The 22,566-nt window shown below is 35.2% G+C and carries 22 protein-coding genes, 1 pseudogene and 1 riboswitch; of the genes and pseudogenes, 8 read left to right on the top strand and 15 right to left on the bottom strand.

Going from position 1 to position 22,566, the window contains the following annotated elements; all coding sequences use genetic code 11:
• Positions 1-79: 79 nt before the first annotated feature.
• Positions 80-274 carry a hypothetical protein gene (locus AN959_RS17175; RefSeq protein ID WP_056832561.1) on the bottom strand — a complete coding sequence of 65 codons (195 nt, stop codon included), beginning with the start codon at positions 272-274 and terminating at the stop codon, positions 80-82.
• Between the two features lie 105 nt (positions 275-379).
• Positions 380-616, bottom strand: a complete 237-nt coding sequence (locus tag AN959_RS17170; protein WP_053588404.1) for an IDEAL domain-containing protein — start codon at positions 614-616, stop codon at positions 380-382.
• Positions 617-796: 180 nt separating this feature from the next.
• On the opposite strand from AN959_RS17170, the gene AN959_RS17165 reads away from it, so the two are divergent.
• A complete protein-coding gene (locus AN959_RS17165) occupies positions 797-1,330 on the top strand; it encodes a competence protein ComK (protein ID WP_053588403.1) in 534 nt (177 codons plus the stop codon).
• Positions 1,331-1,333: 3 nt separating this feature from the next.
• On the opposite strand, the gene AN959_RS17160 is transcribed toward AN959_RS17165, so the two are convergent.
• Complete coding sequence (locus AN959_RS17160; protein WP_056832559.1) at positions 1,334-1,699, bottom strand: hypothetical protein; 366 nt, start codon at positions 1,697-1,699, stop codon at positions 1,334-1,336.
• Positions 1,700-2,545: 846 nt separating this feature from the next.
• Positions 2,546-3,775 carry an EAL and HDOD domain-containing protein gene (locus AN959_RS17150; RefSeq protein ID WP_056832555.1) on the bottom strand — a complete coding sequence of 410 codons (1,230 nt, stop codon included), beginning with the start codon at positions 3,773-3,775 and terminating at the stop codon, positions 2,546-2,548.
• Between the two features lie 158 nt (positions 3,776-3,933).
• On the opposite strand from AN959_RS17150, the gene AN959_RS17145 reads away from it, so the two are divergent.
• The 3 genes from AN959_RS17145 to AN959_RS17135 all read left to right on the top strand — a co-directional run bounded on the left by AN959_RS17145 (position 3,934) and on the right by AN959_RS17135 (position 6,802).
• Positions 3,934-4,710, top strand: coding sequence for an enoyl-CoA hydratase-related protein (locus AN959_RS17145; RefSeq protein WP_056832553.1), 777 nt, complete (start codon positions 3,934-3,936; stop codon positions 4,708-4,710).
• A 113-nt stretch (positions 4,711-4,823) separates the two neighbouring features.
• Positions 4,824-6,254 carry an FAD-binding oxidoreductase gene (locus AN959_RS17140; protein ID WP_056832551.1) on the top strand — a complete coding sequence of 477 codons (1,431 nt, stop codon included), beginning with the start codon at positions 4,824-4,826 and terminating at the stop codon, positions 6,252-6,254.
• Positions 6,251-6,802, top strand: a complete 552-nt coding sequence (locus tag AN959_RS17135) for an MFS transporter (protein ID WP_053588398.1) — start codon at positions 6,251-6,253, stop codon at positions 6,800-6,802. The genes AN959_RS17140 and AN959_RS17135 overlap by 4 nt, the downstream gene beginning before the upstream one ends.
• A 10-nt stretch (positions 6,803-6,812) precedes the next feature.
• On the opposite strand, the gene AN959_RS17130 is transcribed toward AN959_RS17135, so the two are convergent.
• From AN959_RS17130 to AN959_RS17120, 3 genes are read right to left on the bottom strand one after another with little or no spacing between them, the layout of a single operon-like run.
• A complete protein-coding gene (locus tag AN959_RS17130; protein WP_056832549.1) occupies positions 6,813-7,613 on the bottom strand; it encodes a bifunctional 2-polyprenyl-6-hydroxyphenol methylase/3-demethylubiquinol 3-O-methyltransferase UbiG in 801 nt (266 codons plus the stop codon).
• A 35-nt stretch (positions 7,614-7,648) separates the two neighbouring features.
• Positions 7,649-8,122 (bottom strand): 8-oxo-dGTP diphosphatase, encoded by a 474-nt coding sequence (locus AN959_RS17125; RefSeq protein ID WP_172794399.1) that lies wholly within the window; start codon positions 8,120-8,122, stop codon positions 7,649-7,651.
• 39 nt (positions 8,123-8,161) lie between these two features.
• Positions 8,162-8,596 carry an NUDIX hydrolase gene (locus AN959_RS17120; protein WP_056832547.1) on the bottom strand — a complete coding sequence of 145 codons (435 nt, stop codon included), beginning with the start codon at positions 8,594-8,596 and terminating at the stop codon, positions 8,162-8,164.
• Between the two features lie 86 nt (positions 8,597-8,682).
• Between AN959_RS17120 and AN959_RS17115 the strand changes: the two genes are divergently transcribed.
• Genes AN959_RS17115 through AN959_RS17105 form a run of 3 tightly spaced genes read left to right on the top strand, consistent with a single transcriptional unit; the run spans position 8,683 to position 11,769 of the window.
• The gene (locus AN959_RS17115; RefSeq protein WP_056832545.1) at positions 8,683-9,585 is read left to right on the top strand and encodes a DoxX-like family protein; all 903 of its coding nucleotides are present in this window, start codon (positions 8,683-8,685) and stop codon (positions 9,583-9,585) included.
• 11 nt (positions 9,586-9,596) lie between these two features.
• A complete protein-coding gene (locus AN959_RS17110) occupies positions 9,597-10,208 on the top strand; it encodes a DUF4166 domain-containing protein (RefSeq protein ID WP_056832543.1) in 612 nt (203 codons plus the stop codon).
• The gene (locus tag AN959_RS17105; protein ID WP_253278941.1) at positions 10,198-11,769 is read left to right on the top strand and encodes a YndJ family protein; all 1,572 of its coding nucleotides are present in this window, start codon (positions 10,198-10,200) and stop codon (positions 11,767-11,769) included. Before AN959_RS17110 ends, AN959_RS17105 begins: the two co-directional genes overlap by 11 nt.
• A 21-nt stretch (positions 11,770-11,790) precedes the next feature.
• Here the strand turns inward: AN959_RS17105 and AN959_RS17100 are convergent.
• The 3 genes and pseudogenes from AN959_RS17100 to AN959_RS17090 all read right to left on the bottom strand — a co-directional run bounded on the left by AN959_RS17100 (position 11,791) and on the right by AN959_RS17090 (position 15,542).
• Positions 11,791-13,618 (bottom strand): annotated as a pseudogene (locus tag AN959_RS17100) (APC family permease).
• Positions 13,619-13,737: 119 nt separating this feature from the next.
• A riboswitch (cyclic di-AMP (ydaO/yuaA leader) is annotated at positions 13,738-13,886 on the bottom strand.
• A 206-nt stretch (positions 13,887-14,092) separates the two neighbouring features.
• The gene (locus AN959_RS17095) at positions 14,093-14,434 is read right to left on the bottom strand and encodes a DUF378 domain-containing protein (protein ID WP_056832541.1); all 342 of its coding nucleotides are present in this window, start codon (positions 14,432-14,434) and stop codon (positions 14,093-14,095) included.
• Positions 14,435-14,615: 181 nt separating this feature from the next.
• The gene (locus tag AN959_RS17090) at positions 14,616-15,542 is read right to left on the bottom strand and encodes a DUF1835 domain-containing protein (protein ID WP_056832539.1); all 927 of its coding nucleotides are present in this window, start codon (positions 15,540-15,542) and stop codon (positions 14,616-14,618) included.
• 173 nt (positions 15,543-15,715) lie between these two features.
• Between AN959_RS17090 and AN959_RS17085 the strand changes: the two genes are divergently transcribed.
• Positions 15,716-16,195 (top strand): GyrI-like domain-containing protein, encoded by a 480-nt coding sequence (locus tag AN959_RS17085; RefSeq protein ID WP_056832538.1) that lies wholly within the window; start codon positions 15,716-15,718, stop codon positions 16,193-16,195.
• Positions 16,196-16,847: 652 nt separating this feature from the next.
• Here AN959_RS17085 and AN959_RS17075 read toward each other — a convergent pair.
• The 5 genes from AN959_RS17075 to garR all read right to left on the bottom strand — a co-directional run bounded on the left by AN959_RS17075 (position 16,848) and on the right by garR (position 22,423).
• Positions 16,848-17,726: a DMT family transporter gene (locus AN959_RS17075; protein ID WP_056832533.1), complete on the bottom strand. Its 879-nt coding sequence runs from the start codon at positions 17,724-17,726 to the stop codon at positions 16,848-16,850.
• Positions 17,727-17,839: 113 nt separating this feature from the next.
• Complete coding sequence (locus tag AN959_RS17070; RefSeq protein ID WP_056832531.1) at positions 17,840-19,162, bottom strand: gluconate:H+ symporter; 1,323 nt, start codon at positions 19,160-19,162, stop codon at positions 17,840-17,842.
• Positions 19,163-19,200: 38 nt separating this feature from the next.
• Positions 19,201-20,046: a class II fructose-bisphosphate aldolase gene (locus AN959_RS17065; protein ID WP_056832529.1), complete on the bottom strand. Its 846-nt coding sequence runs from the start codon at positions 20,044-20,046 to the stop codon at positions 19,201-19,203.
• 34 nt (positions 20,047-20,080) lie between these two features.
• Positions 20,081-21,526 carry a four-carbon acid sugar kinase family protein gene (locus tag AN959_RS17060; RefSeq protein ID WP_056832527.1) on the bottom strand — a complete coding sequence of 482 codons (1,446 nt, stop codon included), beginning with the start codon at positions 21,524-21,526 and terminating at the stop codon, positions 20,081-20,083.
• Positions 21,527-21,529: 3 nt separating this feature from the next.
• On the bottom strand, positions 21,530-22,423 hold the full coding sequence (gene garR, locus AN959_RS17055) for a 2-hydroxy-3-oxopropionate reductase (protein ID WP_053588384.1): 894 nt from the start codon (positions 22,421-22,423) through the stop codon (positions 21,530-21,532).
• Positions 22,424-22,566: the final 143 nt, after the last annotated feature.

Below are 22,566 nucleotides of genomic sequence, written 5' to 3'. Positions count from 1 at the left end.
AAACGAATAAAACGAACGTATGTTTTTTCACAAATAAGAAAAACCGCTTAAAACAAGCGGTCTTACTAGGTTTGTGCTGTTATCTTTTTGATGCCTCTAAGGCTAGATACAAACCTACTTTATTATTTTGTCTCCAGATAGCTTCCCATTTTTCAAGCGGCACCGACTTCTCTCCTATATACGGTGATATTTCTAATGTGATTCCAGGCATTTTGGTTTGTTGAATAAACCAATCAGCAGAAGATCCTGATCCCGGTAAATATTGTGGAGGCATCCTTTACTTACTAAATAAGTTTACAAGAACTTTTCGTAGAAATAAATCGAATTTTAAAACAATTTTAAACATAAAGAAAGCCGCTCTGCATAAGCGGCTTTCAGTCTACTTTATACTTTGTAATTGTTGTAATGCATTCGTATACTCTATGAATGCATGCTTATCTTTTTGGTCTAAGGCATCATCAATTAACTGCAATAATCTATAACTACTTTGTTCCCGGTGAATTATGTTCAAAAACATATCAAGATAAATTTCGTTTAACAATTTTTCTGCAGAACTTTCTTTTCCTGTTTGCCCCATTGCTTTTAAGAAATCTGCGTATGAATATTGTTTGTCCATCTCTGATCACCCCGATGTCTTTTTTCTATTATATAAAAGTAAAAGAAGAGATGCAATCATTTTGCGAAAATTATGATTTTAAGATTAATTGAAAGTTTTAGAAAATTCGTTATATTCGATTGCTTTATTTCCATATTTAACTATAATTGATGTATAAACTACTAAGGAGTGGAAAATACGATGAAAATAATAAAAGATAAATCCTTCCTCGTTTCATTTGAAACTGCAGTTCTACAGCCAGTCCGAATAAACAACAAAGTTTATACAAAAGTTACTAATATTTCAGGGGAAACTATGTTAGTAGGTAAAAAGCCTTACGATATAGTAAGGCAATCATGTGCCTACTATGGCTCCTCATTTCAACAAGCAAAAAACCTTTCCAGAGAAACACTCGGAAATTACCTTAAACTTCCTATAATTATCGCACATGACTATGGAAATCCATGTATATTAATACCTTTACTTTCACCAAAATCAGATTTAAATGTTTGGTTTTCACTTAAAGCGATTGATGGTTTCCATGCAAGTGAAGGGGTGTGTAAGGTTTTATTAACAAATGGGCAAACAATTACTGTTGAAACGTCGGCAAATACTTTAAGCAAACAATTCGGTTTCGCCAATTTGCTAAATACACATTTTTTAAAAAGAATGAGTCACCTCTCATATGAGGGATTTTTATCGACCAGAAACCAATCTTCTTCTAATAAATTTTAAAGTTCAACAAGATTTTTCAACAAGCTCAAAATAAATAGAAATGAGTTCTTCTACTCTATTTCGAAGGCGAACGTTTAAGTACCTACGATGTTCTTCATAACCACCATGAAAAAATACATACTCCGTGAACATATCATCACCTTCACCACGAAGAACTTTCATACTATGTCGTTTCATATAACTATGTGTCTCTTTTAATTCTTTTTGGGCTTGCTTTACGGCTTTCTCCACCATAGATATATAAGGTCGTTTTAGCTTAAAAGGGCCTTTTTCAAAAATGGTTCGATCCTTTTCCAAAATGGTTAAAACCATCGGAAGATAGATCATGTTTTCTAAGTATGGCAACGATTCATCCGGTATTAGTGGCATATCATATCCTCCTTTTAACAAGAACGTTTGTTCCTATATTATTGTACAACTTTTAATATAAAATGCAATAATCTACAAAAAATATTTTTTCCAATTTAATGAATAAAATACATTTGCTCATAAAAAAACTACCATCCTCTAGGAATGATAGTTACAGACTGAAGACAAAAGGCAGTTGCCTAATTGGTCTTTCTCAATATATTGATTTTTTATCATCATTTTCAATTACCTCAAGATTATTCTACCTGAGTATAGAGAATATAATTAGGTAGCATTTTATTGGTTTGGAGAAGCGTCCGCTCGACTCTTACGGGAAAAGCGAGACGAACGAGACCCTGCAGGGTAGCGATGGCACTGAAAAAGTCTATTATAGAATTTGACTTTACTAATAATGTCGTCCGATAAATAAGAAAATCATTGAAACGGCTCCCTTTCCGCGGGCGTTGCCTTAGCCTCCTCGCTGTGCTGCGGGGTCTTCGGCTAACGCTATTCCCGCAGGAGTGTCGCCTTTTTCAACGATTTTCTATTAATACTAATTGAAATAATTAAAAACTTGCTCTAGGAATGGCATAATAGTTTTCAACATGAAAAGTGGATAATAATTGATTGAAGTGGAAGGCGGCGTCTCCAGCCGGAATAGCAAATGTTTTCTGCACCGAAAGCGAAGCGTCAGGTGCATGAGCTGAAGACCCTGGACTGAACGTAGTGAAGGAAGCGGCTGAAGCCATGCCGGCGGAAAGCGTCCGCCTGGAACGAAAATCAACGGGTCCCAGACAAAAAGCGAGCGGTAAGCTTTGGAAAACATGGTCTGTTTAAAGTATGAAACTACCATCCACTAGAAATTAGTTAATTTAATATTTCAGCAGCCCAACGACGAGCTTCTATATAGATGTCATTCAAGGTCTCGTGATCGATATTTAGAATCGTTACACCCTCTAACATATCGTCCCATCGAACCTCATCACAGGCAATTGCCACCTCTAAATATGGAGTCATTTCAGTGAGGTTACCTGAAAGTGTTGCCGCTACTTCATCAGAAAGCGGTAAATCCTGAAGTAATTGGTTCATCGATTGATGAAGTAAAGTATCGATTAAAGAGAACATGCCAACTAAAAAATACTCTGACGCATTTTGTTTGACTTTAGTTTTTGCAAGTAACTCACAAAACTTCGCACGGAATAAGGAGGCCTCGATTAGAGCCATTCCGTCACCCGAATGATTCACTTTAGATTCATGAAGTAAAAGAACATATAACCAATGATTTAATTCCTCCAAGCCAAGCATAACTACACCTTGCTTTATCGAGCGAATCTTAGATTTTAATCGTACTGCAGGGGAATTAATCAACTTCAATACTTTAAACGAAAGTGAGACATCTCGTTCAATTTCTTCTGCTACCTCTTCAATAGAAGAAGATTTGTCACGTAGAAGACTAATAATCCGAAAGTACTGTACTAAATTGGCTGGAATTTCTGTACCTTTAATAATTTCAGGCTTAGCAAAGAAATAACCTTGAAATAGCCCGTAACCAGCAGCTTTTGCTTCATAAAACTGTTCGCGGGTCTCAACTTTTTCAGCAAGCAGTACAATATGTGGATAATTCTTTTTTACAATTCGTTCGATTGCTTGTCTTTCCACCACGGTGCTTGAAAGAAAATCAACTTTAATGAAATTAACGAGTGAAAATAACTCATCATATACCGTTATATTTTTTTGGAGAACAAAATCATCTAATGCAATCAAAAAGCCCAAAGACTTAATTTCTTTAATTTTTTGAAGTAAAGCAGAGGTTATTGGTATATCCTCTAGAATTTCTACTACTATTCTATTCTCTGGAAATTTTGCGAACATATCCTTTACTAGTAGGTTTTCAGTGAAATTAATAAAACATAGTTTTTCTCCAGCTAGTTCATTAATACCTATCGTCAAAAAGGAGTGAACTAGTACTTCTAAAGTAGCTGTTTCTCCATCTATTAGTGGAAAGGAATTATCATGACCATTACGATACAACAATTCATATGCGAAAATATGTTCATTTTTATTAAAAATCGGTTGTCTTGCAACAAAAATGTCCATGTAAATTCCTCAAATCTTTCGAATTTCAATAACATAATTGTATCAAATCAAAAAAGGAAAATCGACCTATATTTGAAACTATCTCCTAAAGATGACAGACCAATAGTAAAATGATATGTTTTGTATGGGAGAAAAAATTATTTTTGGGGGAGAGAAAAATGGAATCTATTCATTATGAAGAACATGGAAATATTGCTTATGTGACACTTAATAGACCAGATGCTCTAAATGCATTTAATTACGATATGCTTCAAGAGCTTGGAGAAATCACTGAAACTATTCGTATAAATCCAGATGTGCGAATAGTGATTTTTACAGGTGCTGGGGAGAAATCTTTTAGTGTTGGGGCGGATTTAAAAGAACGAAAAACATTGACTGACCAACAAGTAAAACGAAATATATTAAAAATTGGAGAAGTTTTTTCAGCAATTGAAAATCTTCCACAACCTACCATCGCAATGCTAAACGGCTATGCTTTTGGGGGTGGAACAGAGCTTGCTCTTGCATGTGATTTCCGGATAGCAGCGAATGACATTCAACTAGGATTAACGGAAACAAGCTTAGCCATTATTCCTGGCGCTGGTGGTACACAACGTCTACCACGTCTTATTGGAGAAGCGAAAGCGTTGGAACTTATCCTTACAGCAAAAAGATTAAAAGCAGAAGAAGCATTAGCATACGGCTTAGTAACTAAAGTTACTTCACGTGAAACATTAATCGCAGAAACCGAAAGCTTCGCAGCACTAATGCTAGTAAATGGCCCAATTGCGCTACAACAAGCCAAATTTGCTATCAAACACGGCATGAATGTCGATTTACATACTGGATTAAGTATCGAACGCAAAGCTTACGAAATTACCATTCCAACAGAAGATAGAATAGAAGCATTAAACGCATTCAGTGAAAAACGAAAACCTATTTTTAAAGGAATGTAATACAGTTGAGAGAAATGCCAATCATCTTGGTTTTTCTCTCCTTTTTATGTGGCAATTCCAAACCATTATAAAAATGTATAGCTCGGTTTCACTTGATATAGGAGGAGAGAAAAATTTATAAGAGACAATATTTCGTAATTTTTTATATTTTGTTACTTGTTTGTTCCCTCATACTCTTTCAAGCAAAGCTTGCCGAACCAGTTGTGAAAGATCACGGACGTCTCTTACCTGTCAAAATGAAGGCAATAAAATCAAGTGATAGGGAAGAAAATATTGTTAATATTATAGAAGAAGCAAATGAAAAAGATATTCCAATATCCATAGCAGGAATGCAACATAGTCAAGGCGGGCAAACGCTTTATCCCGATGGTATTCTACTCGATATGAAAAGCTATAATAAAATTCTTGACTTAGATACAAAGAATAAACTCATCACTGTACAAAGCGGGGTAACATGGGCGGATATCCAATCCTATATTAACCCTTATGGGCTTGCATTAAAGGTAAGCCAATCTCAAAATATTTTCACTGTCGGCGGTTCATTAAGTGTAAATGTCCACGGTCGTGACATTCAATATACTTCTTTAATTGAAACAGTAGAATCGTTTAGATTACTCACTTCACAAGGAAAAATCATACAAGTAAGTCGAGAAGAAAATACAGAACTGTTCCAGTTAGTGAATGGTGGATATGGATTATTCGGTGTAATTCTCGATGTAACTTTGCAATTGACGGATGATAAACTCTATAAAGTTCAATCAAAATCACTAACCTATGATGAATACAGTACTTATTTCACAACCCATGTTAAAGGTGATTCAGTAAAAATGCATTTGGCGAGAATTTCAGTTGCACCTGATAGCTTTTTATCAGAAATGTATGTAACTAATTATTACTTAGCCGAAGACCAATCACTATTAAGCAATCATACTACCTTAAAACGCGAGAGAATCATTGCTATTCCAAAGTTACTTCTTGGTCTCTCTCGGATAAATACGCATGGAAAAAATATGTTTTGGAAGACGCAAAAAGAATATAATAATCGAATTGATGGTTCCTATATTTCAAGAAATAATGTCATGCGTTCGGAATCGACTTTTATGGAATATGACAGTGCTAGCAAAACGGAATTACTACAAGAATATTTTGTACCGGTAGATGAATTCACTTCCTATATTGATGACTTAAGAGATATGCTTCAAAAGGAAAAGAATATCAACTTACTGAATATCACTATACGATATGTGAAGCAAAATGATGAGGCAATCATGTCTTATGCAAAAGAAGATATGTTTGCACTTGTATTACTTATCAATCAAGAGACGAACGAAGAAAGTATCAAAGAAGTGGATCAGGTCATACAGAAAATGATTGATATTACATTAGACCACGACGGAACCTATTATCTTCCATACTATAACTTCCCTACAAAAGCACAATTAGAAATCGCCTACCCGAGAGTGGAAGAATTTTTTGAACTGAAAGAAAAATATGATCCTGAAAAACGATTTCTGAATCTTTTCTATGAGGAGTATTATAAATGAAATACAGAAGATTTATTATCTATCAAGGCGTAATAGGTATGTCTGCCAGTATGATATTTCCATTTTACGTGCTGCTATTAAAAAATGTTGGAAATAGTTATTCACAGTTTGGTTGGGCATACGGGTTATTTGCTCTTACGGCAGCATTGAGCTATTCAGTTATTGGTAAATTTGCAGACAGGACAGGAGACCAATCTCTCTTAGTCATTTATTCATGGGGAATGGCACTCCTATTACTCATTATTCCGCTTGCTTATGAAATTTGGCATGTATATATACTTCAAATTGTAATGGGTTTATTAGGTGCGATACAGAAAAACAGTGAAAAAACAGTACTAGCACGTACGGTTAAGAAGGAGACTGCTGGTAAGGAAATTGGTCTCTACCACATTTGGACTTCGGTTGGTGCAGCTTTTGCGGTTATTGTTACAGGATATTTAGTTGACTTTCTTACTATTGGAAGTATTTTTTACCTCGCATCTATAGTATTTGCGTGGAGCGGGTTTTATATAATGAAAATAGATAATCTAAAAATAAAAGAAGGATGAAAAAATACTTTCATCCTTTCTTAGCTATTAACGTATATAATCCGGGCATTTTGTTTTCTATTCCTTCTGGTGAACCAGATGGAAATGCCCAACTAACTCCAGGTTCTTCCTCTAGATAGCTGATGTTAAGACCTGCTTTCGAAATAGAAGTGACAATTTCCCCTAAAGTCCATCTTCGAATATTAACTTTCTTTAAAGAAGATCGTTCTTCTTCCGGTAGTAAAATACTATAGGCTACATCTTCTTCCACTACTTCCTTACTAAAATAATCGCCACTTGCAAGCATCTCTCCTTCTTCTACATGCACTAGCTTAGAAACGAAAGGATGATAATCCCTTAAAATAAATTGTCCACCTTGCTTAAGTGAATCGAAAACCACTTTAAATAATGGGAATAAATCCACAAAGTAATGAAGTACCCCTAATTCTAACAGAACAAAGTCAAACTCATTTAGTTCCGCCTCATCGGGAACCTCTAGAATATCCGAAACTATGTACTTTATCTTTACTTTTGCCTCTTCTGCTAATTCGATCGCATATTTCTTATTATCTTCTGAAATATCTACTACTAAAACCTCGGCTCCTAACAACGCAAAAGAAACTGCTTTATTTCCTTTTGATCCTAAAAAATTGGCAATCCTTTTACCTTTTACATTCCCCATGAAATTTAAATAGTGGGAAACAGCACTAGTGGGATTTCCCCTTAGCTTCTTTGCAAATTCTTTAGGTGATCCGTGGCGATTCGTCCATGCTTGATAAGCAGATTGGTTCCACCCCTCTTGATTTTTGTGACTAACTATTTTTTGCTCCATCCATTCGCCTCCAAGATTCTATTTTTTAAAAAAGATCAAGTTTCTCTAATCACTACTTCTCCTTCATCATTCTTTTCATTATCCCAAGTCACCTGAATTTCAAATGTCCCTTCTTTAAAAAACAGAGGAATCCTTCTGCGAATCGATTTCTGTATTGGAAGTGAATCCATTTCTTTGATAGGTACCCAAATCGGTTTTCCTTCAGGCGATTCATTTAATAAATCTCCTTTAAATTCTTTCGTTAAGTAATTAAAAATAATATATCGATCGTTTTTTTCTAGATTTACATATTCATAGATACCTTTAAAAATAAGATTACTTACTTCCAGCCCGGTTTCTTCTTTTACCTCTCTAATAGCTGATTCGACAAAACTCTCTGGAAATTCTACTTTACCACCAGGAGGAATAAAACCTTTAAAATGATCATGTTGCCTATCTAGTAGGAGCACTTTATCGTTATCTTGTATCATACAAACAGTCCAAAATTTATAGTTAATAGTTTGATTCATTTTTACCCCCATAAATCCCTTTTGCTCTTCGTCTTGTTATTATCGAACTCCTTCAAATTCGTAAAATGCAAGTGACTTATTATCATTTGAATCAATTCTTAAGCTTTCAAATAAAAATGGCATTAGTTCTTTTGCAGTTCCATAATCTACCCATCTTGCTTCAACAATGTCATTATCCGGGTCATTGATATTTATTTGACCATCGATAATTTTTGCATTAAAAGTAATGATTAACGCGTGATGACCTCTATCCGAAAAGAACACTTCTCGGATGGAATTTAAACCAGTAATTTTTATCTTATAACCCGTTTCCTCCCTTACCTCACGGATAACCGCTTTCTCGAGCGTTTCATTTTCTTCTACTGCCCCTCCTGGAAGCCCCCAATAAAACGAATCACCTTTTCTATTCTTCACTAATAATATGTACCCATTCTCATCATGGATTAAGGCTGAAGCTACATCTACACGGTTCAAAATTATCCCTCCAACTTTCATATCTATTCTGCAATACTAGCGAAAAGTCCTTTATCTTATGATAAGCTTTATGGGAGGTGAATGAAATGAAGAGTAAACCAATTTATGTTGAAATACCTATTAATTCAGAGATGGAAAAGTTATGGAATGCTACACAGAAACCTGAGCAACACGAGCAATGGGATTTGCGATTTACCTCTATCACCTATTTACCAAAAGAAGAAAGTGAGCCTCAACATTTCAACTATAAAACAAATATTGGATTTGGTTTGCACATTGCTGGATGGGGAAAAAGTGTTGGCACTTTTCATGGAAGAGATGAATCACGTACATCCTCCTTACACTTTGGAACGGATCAAGCAATTTCTATTATTCGAGAGGGAAAAGGTTACTGGAAGTATGCTCCGGAACAAGATTCTATTCGATTTCTTACACAATACGATTATAAAACGAATTTTGGAATCTTCGGCCGCTATTTTGATTTTCTAATTTTCCGGCCCCTAATCGGATGGGCAACTGCACTAAGTTTCGATGTATTAAAAAGATGGCTTGAAAAAGGAGAGTCTCCATCCTCACAATACAAACATTTTTTTAGCCATTGGATGATTACATTTTTGTTCTCCTTTATATGGCTGTATCAAGGTTTAGTACCAAAGCTAATATACATGCACCCGGATGAAATCTTGATGACAAGTAGCCTACTTTCTTTTACAACAATCTCTGCCTCTTTTATCGTCTCATCAGTTGGGTTATTGGAAGTTGTTTTCGGTCTTACTTGGTTACTCTACAAAAATAAAAGAAAATTACTAGGGTTACAGTTAATCTTATTTCCTCTGTTAATGTTCTCAGCAATTCTCGCAGATCCAACTAATTTAAGTCATCCATTCAACCCGTTAACTTTTAACATGTCATTATTTATTCTTTCCTTAGTTGGATTTTTCATAAGCAAAGATATACCGTCAGCTAAAAATTGCAAACGAGTTAGATAAGGAGCATTTGAATGACTATCTATAAACACATACTTGGCGATCAATTTAATAAACTTCATCCAATGCTTCAAAAACGATATAAGCTACCTGTTGGTAAAAAGTTTAAAGCAACTGGTGTTATGAAAAAAATCAGCCGTGGACCAAAATGGATGTACCCATTTTTCTTATTAGCGACAAGATGGAAGTTTTTATTCCCCGAACATGGATCGGATATTCCTTTTACTATTGTAAATACAAGTTTAATCGGACCGAACAAAGAGAATCAGGTGCACTGGGAGAGAATATTTTATTTTAAAAATAAAAAAAGATATTTTAATGCGCTTATGAGCCTAGATCCTGCCAGTAATAGCGTAAAAGATTACTTAGGAGAACCAAGCATATTTTACTCCGATCTGGTTTTCTTTGTTACTGAAGAAGGACGGATGCTAATTGAATCACGAGAACAGCGAATTGTTATAGGTAATATAGAAGTACCACTGCCAAGAATTTTTCAAGGTGTGGTCCATGTAACTGAATATTATATAGAAGAAAGAGACGTTTATTCTATACATGTCCTTATAAAAAACCCGTTAATCGGCACTTTATTTGAATATGAAGGAGAATTTCAAACAAATGACTTTTAAGCGAATTGCTCTTTTACATACCATTGGATTTTTAGTAGTCGTCATTTTCAATGTAACTCCTTGGTATTTTTTAATGTTAACCGTTGCACAACTAATATTTGTACCAATCACTCTACAATTAATATTGAAAAAAGAAAATAGACTGTATTATTATTTTGCAATACCAGCCTTTGCATCTATTTTCATCCTACAAACAACGACTACTACTGAATGGGACATACTTCTTGCAGGTATCTATTTATTATTTACTTTAGTCGTTGCTATATATGGGCTCCACCGATTTATTCAACGTGGATTTGATCATTTAGAAGAATTTTCAATAGACGCAGGAATGATGTATTTATTCATTGGTGGGATGTGGTTTTTTGCTTCTGTCACAGAAATTGATACGGGATTTTCTCCCATTTTAACGTGGCTGACAGCAATTCACTTTCACTATTCTTCCTTTTTGCTACCTATTTTCGTAGGTTTTCTTGGTCGTTTATCTAAAAGAAAAACTTACAATATTATTTGTAGCGTTATTTTAATTTCTCCGATTGTCGTTGCACTTGGAATCACCTTCTCCCCTTGGTTAGAACTAGTTTCAGTACTCCTATATATTTTTGGAATATATGGGCTTATAGTTTTAGCCATTAAATCAGTTTTCCCTAATAAACTGCAAAAAACATTGGTGCTAATATCATTCGGAGCATTAGGGACTACAATTATTTTTTCCTTGTTATATGCCGTTGGTAATGTATTTGGAGTTTTTGCTCTAAGTATTGATTTTATGTTGAAGTTTCATGGATTTTTCAATTCTATTTTGTTCGCATTATGTGGGGTTGTTGGCTGGTCAATACTTGCCCCAAAAACCAAAGAGATTAAGTCGAAATTCCCTATCAGTAGTATTCGGGGGAAATATGTAATTGGAGAACAGATTTTATATAAGCATTTAGGTAAGGAGACCTATAAAGGTCTTGTGGATGATATGGGAATATACTTAGAAAAGAGATTTCTATCCGCAACAATAATTGATTTGTATGAAAATACAAACCAATTTCGACTATATTCAGAAGTAAACTGGCACAATTGGTTTAAGCCCTTTGCCGCTATATATAGATTTTTTAGTAGAAACGTTCAACAGCTAAATCTTCCATATACTAATACACAAATGGAAATGACTGGCGAAATTATAGCTGTAGAAGATGGTAGGAAAAATACGAGAGCATGGCTTCGAAAAATAGGTAAAGAAGTAATCTTTGTCGCACTCTACTCTTCTCATCACCGTAATGATAAATATTATATGAATATTGCCCTTCCTCTTCCTTGGTCATCGATGATTGGAATACTAGAATTGAACCAAAATGGAGAAAAACTAGTATTAACGAGTAAAGGAGCAAAAGGTTCAGATGCAGGAATTTACTTAGCTTTTCGCCAAAACGTTTTTAGACTTCCTTTACAAGAGCAATTTATAATAGAAGAAATAAAAGATAATCAGCTAACCGCTAAACATCACATGCGAATTTGTTCCATACCTTTTTTAACAATACAATATAATATAAACAAAAGGAGCCCATCTTAAAAAGGATGGGCTCTAACTCTATTACTTTTTAAAATGATAAGGAACAGTAGTAATTATAACATCTTTGCGATAAAGCAAAATTGATCTAATCAGCAAACTGGACTGGTTATGAAGTATATTATGCCAGCCCTTTTTTGGTATAAACTGCGGAATTAAAACCGTCACTCGATAATTCGATTCATATGCTTTTATTTTCTACTATACTAATGAATTTAGATAAAGGTTGAATAATACTTCGATATTGAGAGTATAAAGTTACCAAACGAATTTCAGGCTGCCATTTTTTCCACTTTTCTTCAAATGTTTTTTGATCTTCTCTATCAAATGCTACATACACTGCAAGAATTTGTTCTGGTTTTAAAGATTTCGCATAGTTTAAAGAATTCTCTACTACATGCGTTATTCCAGCAACAGGTACGATAATTACATTCCCTTCAATTTTCAAAGGAGGTTCACAGGAAGATATACTTAGTTGCTCCCCAACAGCTACGTAGTGTCTTTTTACTTTATGAAACCATAAAACTAGTAGTGGCAAGAAGATTAATACCGCCCATACCTGACCAAATTTAGTAATAAAGAAAATCATCATAACTGTAAAACTAATTAACGCACCAATAAAGTTAATCGTCAATTTACCTTGCCAACCCTTAGGTCTTTCTCGAAACCACTTCACTAGCATCCCTGTTTGAGACAACGTGAAGGGAATAAAAACTCCGACTGCATACAGTGGAATCAGTTGCTCCGTCTGACCATTAAATATCATAATCAAAAGGATTGAAGTAATTCCAAGGGTGATAATTCCGTTAGAATACCCTAAACGATCTCCTCTCATTTTATACATACTAGGAATATACTTATCCTTCGACAGATTAAATGCCAATAGAGGAAAAGCTGAATATCCCGTATTTGCAGCTAAAACGAGTATCAAAGCTGTTGTCCCTTGGATGAAATAATACATATAATTTCTTCCAAACGTTTCAGATGCAATTTGTGATATTACCGTTTCCTCCACTTTGGGAGAAATACCATAATAATAGGCAAGAACTACTATTCCTACCAATAAAACCGCAAGTAATGAGCCCATAATCGATAATGTTTTAGCGGCATTTTTTGCAGCAGGATACTTAAAGTTAGGTATTGCATTAGAAATTGCTTCCACACCAGTTAACGCAGAACTACCAGAAGCAAATGCTCTAAGTAACAAGAATAACGAAATACCTGCAACTGGAGTACCTAATGGAGCATGTAAAACAGGTGACACATTTCCAATAATTATATTGTAAAGACCAACTCCAATTAGAACAAACAATGCAAGGACAAATAAATATACTGGATAAGCAAGTATTGAAGCTGATTCCGTAATTCCTCTTAAATTTAAAATAGTAATGAAAATTACAAGCACACTTGCAATCAACACATTATGATCGTGTAAGGTTGGAATAGCGGAAGTAATAGCGTCTGTTCCAGCAGAGACACTTACCGCGACAGTCAGGATATAATCCACTAACAAAGACCCACCTGCAATTAAACCCGCATTTTTTCCTAAATTTTCTTTAGATACAACATATGCACCTCCACCACGTGGATAAGCAAAAATAATTTGTCTATAGGACAGGATTAATGCAAGTAATAGAATGAGCACTCCTACTGCTATTGGTATAGAGTACCAGTAAGCTATTGTCCCAACAGTCATTAATACAAGCAAAATCTGTTCTGGTCCATAAGCAACAGACGATAAAGCATCCGAAGAAAGGATTGCCAAAGCTTTCGTTTTATTCAGCTTTTGTTCACCTAATTCAGATGACTTCAATGGACGACCTATTAAAAATCTTTTAACTGCTGATAACATAATTCCCACTTCTTTCTATCATCAAAAATATCAACATAAAACAAAAATAACGACAAAAAAGCCCACAAGGCATCAAGTAAAAAGCCTAGTAGACTTGTAACAACCGTCTCACCAGCTCCATCTCCTCTCTCATTACGCTTACGAGGTTAGCTGTCGGATTCGGGCTAAAAGAGTAGCCCTACCTACATTCGTAGGATTCACCCCATATGACTCATCGAGCCACATAAAATGGTTCCCCCGCTCCGTTTGGATTAAGCGATATAGAATTTGAAACTGACGATAATACTACTCCGATTTTATTTAATTGTAAATAGATGATTATAGGTAAATATATGTATCTTTTATTGCAATTTACATAAAAATTTTGTCCATTAATGCGGAGTACTGACATGGAGAAAAAAAACTGACGAGCCAATATAGGCCGTCAGTTTTTTAGCAGACAAAATAATGATGAAATACCTACAACGAAACAAGCTAAACTTGTTTGTTGTTACTGTTATTGTTATCCGAATTATTCTTATTGTATTCTCGAATATCTGTAAAGTCTGCCTCATCACTAAATTCAGTCTCGTACTTTAAATTATTATAGCCTGAAGTCCTACTTCGTTCTGCTCCTACTTCTTTGTGTGCTTCAAATAAAAGCGGGATACAAATTAGTCCACTTATACCTACAAGAGCATAAATTACTCGAGACATGGCTTCCGTTTGTCCACCAAAAATGGAAGCAACTAAATCGTATTCAAAAAATCCGATCAATCCCCAGTTAATTGCACCAATTATTACGAGCACTAAAGCAATTCGATGAATTGTTTTCACAGATTCACACCTCCTCAAAATTTAAATGAATGTTAGCCACGATAAATGATCGTCTATAGCTAAGATTCTTTCTTATCTTTCACTATTAACAAGCATTAATACAAAACAATATAAATTTGTTTAAAAAAAAGAAAAAAAAAAACGATTTCCAACATGTTAGAAATCGATTTAATGTTTCTTTTTATTTAACTATCTTATAAAGATGAACTCCGCCAATCCACCAATCAATTCCTACAAGATCGATTCGATTTTGTTTTCCCACTAATACATCTAAGCCAGCAGATGTTATGTCAATCTTAGCATTTGAAATTGAATCAGAATAATTTGGCAAAGGTTGATTAGATGTAATTAAGGGATTCTTTCCTTTCATTAATTCCTTTAAAATGGCTGCTAAATGCAAATCACTTAACCCATCATTTACTCTTTTCTTCGTTACCTCATTAAACAACTCGAAGAATTGGCAAATTCCATTATTAATTAAACTTAGTGATAAGTACTCAACTTCATTTAAACCTGTTTTTAACGAAGGAAAATAGCTTTTATGCCCTTGAAAAAATGGAAGTAGAAAAGGAAGAAAATGAGATGTGTTTTGTATCCATTTTTTATAATCGTCTTCCTCTTTAGAATTATATGCAATCCATCCAGATATAGCTTCATGAATTTCATCGTTTGAAAGTTCCTTTTTATCATCTACTAAAGCTATTAATTGCTCCGAAGACAACTGACCTAATCCATGGAAAGGATGAATTCCAGTATACTGATTAATACTAACCATAAATAGATTTTTAATACCTAAGGAAGATAGTTCTGTTAATAAATACATAAGCATGGTTTGATCATATCTATCATGCTCGAACCACAGTACAACCTCATCCTTCGTTGATATATTATTCAATAAATTATTTTGTTTAATACAATTGGAAATAAACAGTTTTGCTGGAATCTCCAGTCTTTGTTCAAAAAAAGCAGCACGTCTCTTTAATTGCTCCTCTTTTGTCCATTCTAAACTTAATGGACCGAAATCATACATTTCTCTCCAAACTATAATTTCTTCTTCTATATCTTTAATCTTATTTCCTACTACATCTCCATTTACAACGTGAATCATGCACATTCGCCTTTCTTAGCTTTTTTAGAGTCTAATTATGTCTCGCTCTTCATGTTAATTCTTCAATTGTTGTTCATTCCCCTTTTATTCATTGAATGAGTAGCAATGTTGAAATATAATTTGTATGAAGAAGATTTAACGGGAGAAATTAAATTAAAGGAGGAGCTAAACCAATGCAATATCGTCTTGTGGAGAGAGAGGCTTTCCAAGTTATTGGAGTTAATAGAGAATTTCCGTACGATGTAGAAAACGGTGGAATAGAAGCGTTTCAAACATTTTGGAATGAGATTCAACAGGATGGAACCCTAAATCAATTATTAGATTTAAAAAGTGGAGACATAAATGGGTTATTAGGCATCTGGGCTGAGGTAAGTAGAGAGAAAAACAGGATGAATTATTATGTTGCAGCAGAATATGATGGTACTAATTCAACTGACTTTCAGCGCATTGACTTCCCTGCCTCAAAATGGGTTGTTTTTGAAGTTCAAGGACCTTTTCCATCTGCAATCGCAAATACATGGGAGCGAATATTTTCGGAATGGTTTCCATCCAATCCATATGAACTGTCTTCCATAAAACCATTTGAAGTTTATTTGGATACAAATATCTATAAAACAGAAACATACAATGAAATTTGGGTTCCAGTTAAATAAGAAAGAATAAAAGTGCTCTATATTAATTAGAAACGCTTCAGACTGTAGTCAATCTCGAGTTATTTTTATATAGAATCGATCAGGTTTTCCAAAGCTTACCGCTCGTTTTCTGTGGGTGAGCGCCGAGGAGCTTGGACTACTAAAGAATGTCTTCCGATAAATAAGAAAATCGTTGAAACGGCTCCCTTTCCGCTGGCGTTGCCTTAGCCTCCTCGCTGCGCTGCGGGTTCTTCGGCTAACGCTATTCCCGCAGGAGTGTCGCCTTTTTCAACGATTTTCTATAAATACTAATTGAAAAAACTTCAGTTATAAAAGCTTGCTCTATTAATGGCATGTTTTTTGATTGAAAAGCGGATAATAGTTGATTAGAGTGGAAGGCGGCGACTCCAGCCGGAATAGCAAATGTTTTCTGCATCGAAAGCGAAGCGGCAGATGCATGAGCTGAAGACCCTGGACTGAGCGTAGCGAAATTAATTTTTGCGACGAGCTTGCGCTGGAGCAACGTTTTTTTTGCGACGAGCTTGCGCAGGAGCAAGGGAAGCGGCTGAAGCCATGCCGGCGGAACGCGTCCGCCTGGAACGAAAATTATCGGGTCAAAAATAAAAATCTACAATTTGAGCGTCTCTATATTATAAAAACGCTTTTGTTTATTTTATGTCAATTCTTCCACTTTCTTTTTTAGAAAGCTAAATTTTGTTTCAGATATGATAATAGCTAGAAGAATGAGAATAGCACCAATCATCATTTTTAGGGTCATTACTTCACTTAAAATAATTACTGAAAATGCCATCCCCCAAAAAGACTCTGTAGATAGTATTATGGCAGCCTTTGTTTCTGATATGTATTTCTGTGCAACTGTTTGCATTAAGTAAGCGATTGTTGTAGAAAAAACACCAAGGTAAAGAAGATTCATAATTCCTTCAGTTTCCAAAGAAAATGAAGTTTCTCCTCTAAAGATTACAACAATCCATCCAACGAGTGCAGCTACCATCATTTGTACAATCGTGATAACAACTGGATCTTCTGTTTTTACAAATCGAGCAGTATAAAAGATATGAAATGCAAATCCGACTGCACAGCATAAAGTGAGCAAATCTCCTATGTTAATCTCCGTTGATATTTTAAGAGACAGTACCGCCACTCCAATTACGGCCATAACTGCACCAATCAATTCAAACATATCGATTTTTCTCTTATAAAAGAGAAATCCTATGAAGGGTACAAATACAACATTTACTGCAGTTAAAAATGCATTTTTAGATGGGGTTGTATATTGAAGTCCTACCGTTTGAAGAGCAAATGCCAGGTACAGAAATACCCCCAATATTGCTCCTTTAATTAGTGAACTTTTATTTAGTTTCTTTAACTTTTTGTGAAAGAGAATAGTTAATAAAATAGCGCCAATCATAAACCTTCCTGCTAAAATTTGATAAGGTGTGTAATATTCTAATGAAACAGCACTTGCAACAAATCCACTTCCCCAAATAATTGCTGTAATCACTAGCAATATTTCACCTAAATACCTTTGCATATAAATTCGCCTACCTTTTTTGTCAATATTGATAGTATATCGTATATTTATACAAAAAAAAGCGTATCTTTCTACAAAATTTCCATTTGTAAAAAGATACGCTTTTCAATTTCTTATGAAATAATCGCATTAATAAATAAAACACCGGCAAGGCCAACTAATGAAATAATTGTAACCATGATAGACCATGTTTTAATTGTTTTACCGATTGATAAATTAAAGTATTCTTTGTATATCCAGAATCCAGCATCATTAACATGAGAGAATGTAACACTTCCTGCACCGGCAGCTAATACCATTAACTCAGGGCTTACACCAGTCATTCCTACTAAAGGTGCTGCGATACCTGCTGCTGTCATACCAGCCACTGTAGCGGAACCAACTGCTACACGTAAAATTGCTGCTATTAACCAAGTTAAAAGTAATGGAGAAAGAGTTGAATCCGCCATGATATCTGCAATGTATTGGTCAATATGACTATCAATCAGTACTTGTTTAAAAGCACCACCAGCAGCGATAATTAATAGAATCATTGCAATTCCATTCACTGCTTCTCCAACAGAATTCATGACATCTTTCATTGTTTTACCTCGGTTTAGACCGAAAGTAAAGAATGCAAGAATGACAGAAAGCAATAAAGCTACATTTGCATTACCAATGAAATCAAAGAACGGCATAACTGCTGAATCTGGAGCTACAATTTCAACAATTACTTGAGAAGCGATTAAAATTACCGGCATAAGTGATGTTAAAAGACTTGTTACAAAACCAGGCATTTCATCTTCCGTAAATTCCTTTGGATTAAATAATCCCTTTGGTATGTCTACTTCTAAGAAATCTTTCTTAAACAGTTTCGTATATAGTGGTCCAGCAATAATAATTGCAGGAATAGCAATTACGATACCATACAATAAGGTTTTCCCGATATTTGCATCGAATACACTAGCAACAGCTGTTGGTCCAGGATGCGGAGGTACAAATCCATGCATCGTGATGAGTGCAGCTATTACAGGCATACCAATGTATAACACTGGAACTCCTGCTGCAGTTGCAATGGTAAATACTAAAGGAATTAATACTACTACCCCTGTTTCGAAAAACAAGGCAATCCCAACTACAGAAGCTGTTAGAACAGCTGCTAATTGAACTCTCTTTTTCCCAAATGATTTTATAAGTGTTGTTGCAATACGTTGCGCTCCACCTGAATCTGTCATCAATTTACCAAGGATTGCTCCAAAAATGATGATCATCGTCAAACTACCAAGCGTACCACCTAATCCACCTTGAACAGATGTCATTGCATCAAGTGGCGACATTCCTTCTAAAATACCTACTACAAGAGCTACTAGAATTAACGAGATAAAAGCATTTAATTTAAAAACAATCATTAATAGAAGTAATAGGGCTACCCCTATACATATAGATACTATCGGCATTTTTAATCCTCTTTTCGTTTAGGAATTTTGTGTCTGTTTTAACTAATTTCTTTATTTGCAAATACTTGAACGAATTTAGTCATGACAGATTCCATCGCTTGTTGCATATCTGCCATAACAGTGGAAAGGTGAGCAATATGTTGCGTATCAAAATAGTCTTTAAGTAATGAAACAGCAGCCATAGAAACTTCTGTATTCACGTTGACTTTACAAATACCAAGTTGGATTGCTTCCTTAATAACTTCATTTGGAGTCCCTGAGCCACCATGTAATACTAGAGGAACTTCGACAGCCTGTTGTATTCTCTCTAAAAGGGGAAGATCGATTTTCGGCTCTCCTTTATACATACCATGTACGGTTCCTATAGCAGCAGCCAAAAAGTCAACTCCGGTTGCATCTACAAATTCTTTTGCAGCTTTAGGATCCGTTAACGTTCCGTCTCCCTCTTCTTCATCAGAGAAATCACCTTTTGCCAACGAACCTATTTCTGCCTCTACTGATACACCTGCCATATGTGCTATTTCTACAATTTCTTTTGTGCGGCGTACATTTTCATCTATCTCATATGCTGAACCGTCAAACATGACAGAAGTAAAGCCACAGCGTATTGCACGTATAATGGATTCTTTTTCATAGGCATGATCCAGATGTAGCGCAACTGGAATAGAAGATTTTTCAGCTATTGCTCTGACAAGTGCAGAAAACCCTTCCACATCTACAGTCGAAAAATAACGTTCTCCTAGTGCAATAATAACTGGTTGATTTTCTCGTTCTGCCACATGTATTGCAGCTTGAACCGTCTCTAGGTTGTATACATTAAAGGCAGCGACAGCGTATTTTCCACGCTGTGCGTCCTTTAGTATTTTTTTTGTATTTACCAACATTATTAGATATCCCCTTTTTATAGATGAACACTACTTATTTATTTAAGATACCAACTGTATCTTTTAACGTTGTAACTGCTCCTACATTACCTGGGAAAATAATGTATGCGATACCCGGGAATTTACTTTCTTCTCCAGTGATCCATACAGGAATTCCTGGTTGAATTTGCCCTGCTACAGTTGCTCTTTTTACTTCAAGACCTTTTGTTCCAATATCACTAGAAGTAATTCCACCTTTGGCAACAATGTAGTTTGGACGAACACTTAGTCTTTGCACAAAGCTTGTTACAGCATCTGATATTCTGACAGATAGTTTTAACTCTTCTTCTTTTTTGCCTTCACCAAGATCCAATCTTTCACGTCTAGTATAAATAGCAACTGTTTTACCTTCACGGATCAGACTTTCTGCCGATTCAATCACTCGGTCAATTTCTGTTTGGAACTGGTCCGGTTGTAAAACGAGATGACTATCGAATTCAATAAATTCAATGAAATCACTTGTTTTTAATTGTTCTAGTTGTTCTGTTGTTTTCTTAACGTGTGAACCTACTATGATTAAACCACCGTGATTTGTTTCTTCACGAATCAATTCTTTTCTCGTTAAAAGTGCTTTATCACTCACTCCGCCAATTACTTTTGTAAGTGCAGCAGCGCTTCGGAACAAGAATTGCTTTCCTGCTTTCATCGCTTTCACAAGTGCAACAACAAAAATTTCTACATCCACGTAATCTACTGCATTGACGACAACTTTATTGAAATCACTCACTTGAAGCAATTGCTCTGTAATTCCATCTATATCAAGGGCACGTAGGCTATTTAATGAAATATAGGTTGCATTAACAGATTTAAACCGACCTTCTGTTTTTTCTTCCACCCATTCTCCTAGATGAGATTTGGTATAGCCGAATGTTCTGTCTTTTGCAAACTCAGTTTCTCCAGCGGGCACTAAGCTCTCTTCATACTGTACGTAATGTATATTGTCTACTGTGAAACGTCCGCCCTCTTTAAAAAACGGTAGAATCACTTCCCCATCATAGTGAATGTCTGATGATGCCTCGATTGTAGATTTTAAGACTTCCGTTTCTAGCGGGTAATGACCTCTCAGTGTGGAATCTCCACGGCTGATTACGATAAACTCCTTGTCCACTTTCTTTGCTACTTGCACAATGTTGTTAGCAATTTCTGTATGTGCTTTATCTGATTCAGCTGCAGTAAAACCTCTAGAATTAGTTAATAAGAAAAACATCGAATTTTCTTCTAGAAAACCTTTTTCAATGCTTTCAACTGACCAATCGGTATATACTGAAATACCATGTACGGTTTGAACTCCTGTTGGATCATCATCTAACACAATAATTTTTTTATTTAAATCACGAAGTCCATTTATAAGCATTTCTTTAACTGCTGATGCATTTACTTCCTTTATGTTACCTAGGACCTCTTGAGCCAATCGCTTTTGAGTGCTATCGATTGTGGTCATTTCTTAAACTCTCCCTACTTGGATATTTGCAAGTTTTTCATAATATTGAACGATTCCACCGTGATCATCCGCAGCTTTTCCATCTGCTTTTAACGCATGGAAAATTTCAAGCAACTGGCTAGATAATGGCATTGGAACATCCAAATTATGCGCTGTTTCCATAACATTCGTTATATCCTTCATGTTAATGTCTATTCTTCCACCTGCAACAAAATTGCGATCTAAGATTAATGGAACTTTAGCATCTAGTACCGAACTTCCTGCAAGACCTCCACGAATCGCTTGGTACATTTTTTCAACATCTATTCCTGCTTTTGAAGCTAAAACTAAAGCTTCTGACATAGCTGCAATATTTAAGTTAACGATTACTTGGTTAGCCAATTTAGCAGTTGTCCCACTACCATTACTTCCAACTAAAGTCACTTCTGCACCCATAGCGTGTAAAATATCTTTTACTTGTTCAAACACTTCTTCTTTACCACCGACCATAATTGCAAGCGTTCCGTCAATTGCTTTTGGTTCCCCACCACTAACAGGAGCGTCAATCATTTCTACTCCTTTTTGTTCTGCTTCAGCAGCAATTTCTTTAGATACAACTGGTGAAATAGAACTCATATCCATTATGACCGAACCTTTTTTCGCTCCACTAAGCACTCCATTTTCACCTAAAACTACTTGTTTCACATGATGTGAAGCAGGTAGCATAGTAATAATTACATCACTATTTTCTCCGATTACTTTCGCTGATTCTCCAAATGTCGCCCCAGCATTTACTAATGTCTGTACCGCTTCTTTATTTAAGTCGTTTACGATTAACTCGTATCCTTTTGCTAACAAGTTTAACGCCATAGGTTTACCCATTATTCCTAAACCAATAAAACCAACTTTTTTACCCACGTAAATCCCTCCTAATTCGATTAATATTCCCTTTATTGCTCTATCAATGCTATCAATTGTTGTAAAATGAAACCGTTTGCAAAAGAACTGCACAAAAGTTATTGTATACTATAATTTAATTTTTGTATACATTTTAATCATAC

Source organism: Psychrobacillus sp. FJAT-21963 (assembly GCF_001420585.1).
Lineage (GTDB): Bacteria > Bacillota > Bacilli > Bacillales_A > Planococcaceae > Psychrobacillus.
Note: the sequence above shows the minus strand (reverse complement) of the source record. Positions and strands in the feature narration are given on the sequence as shown.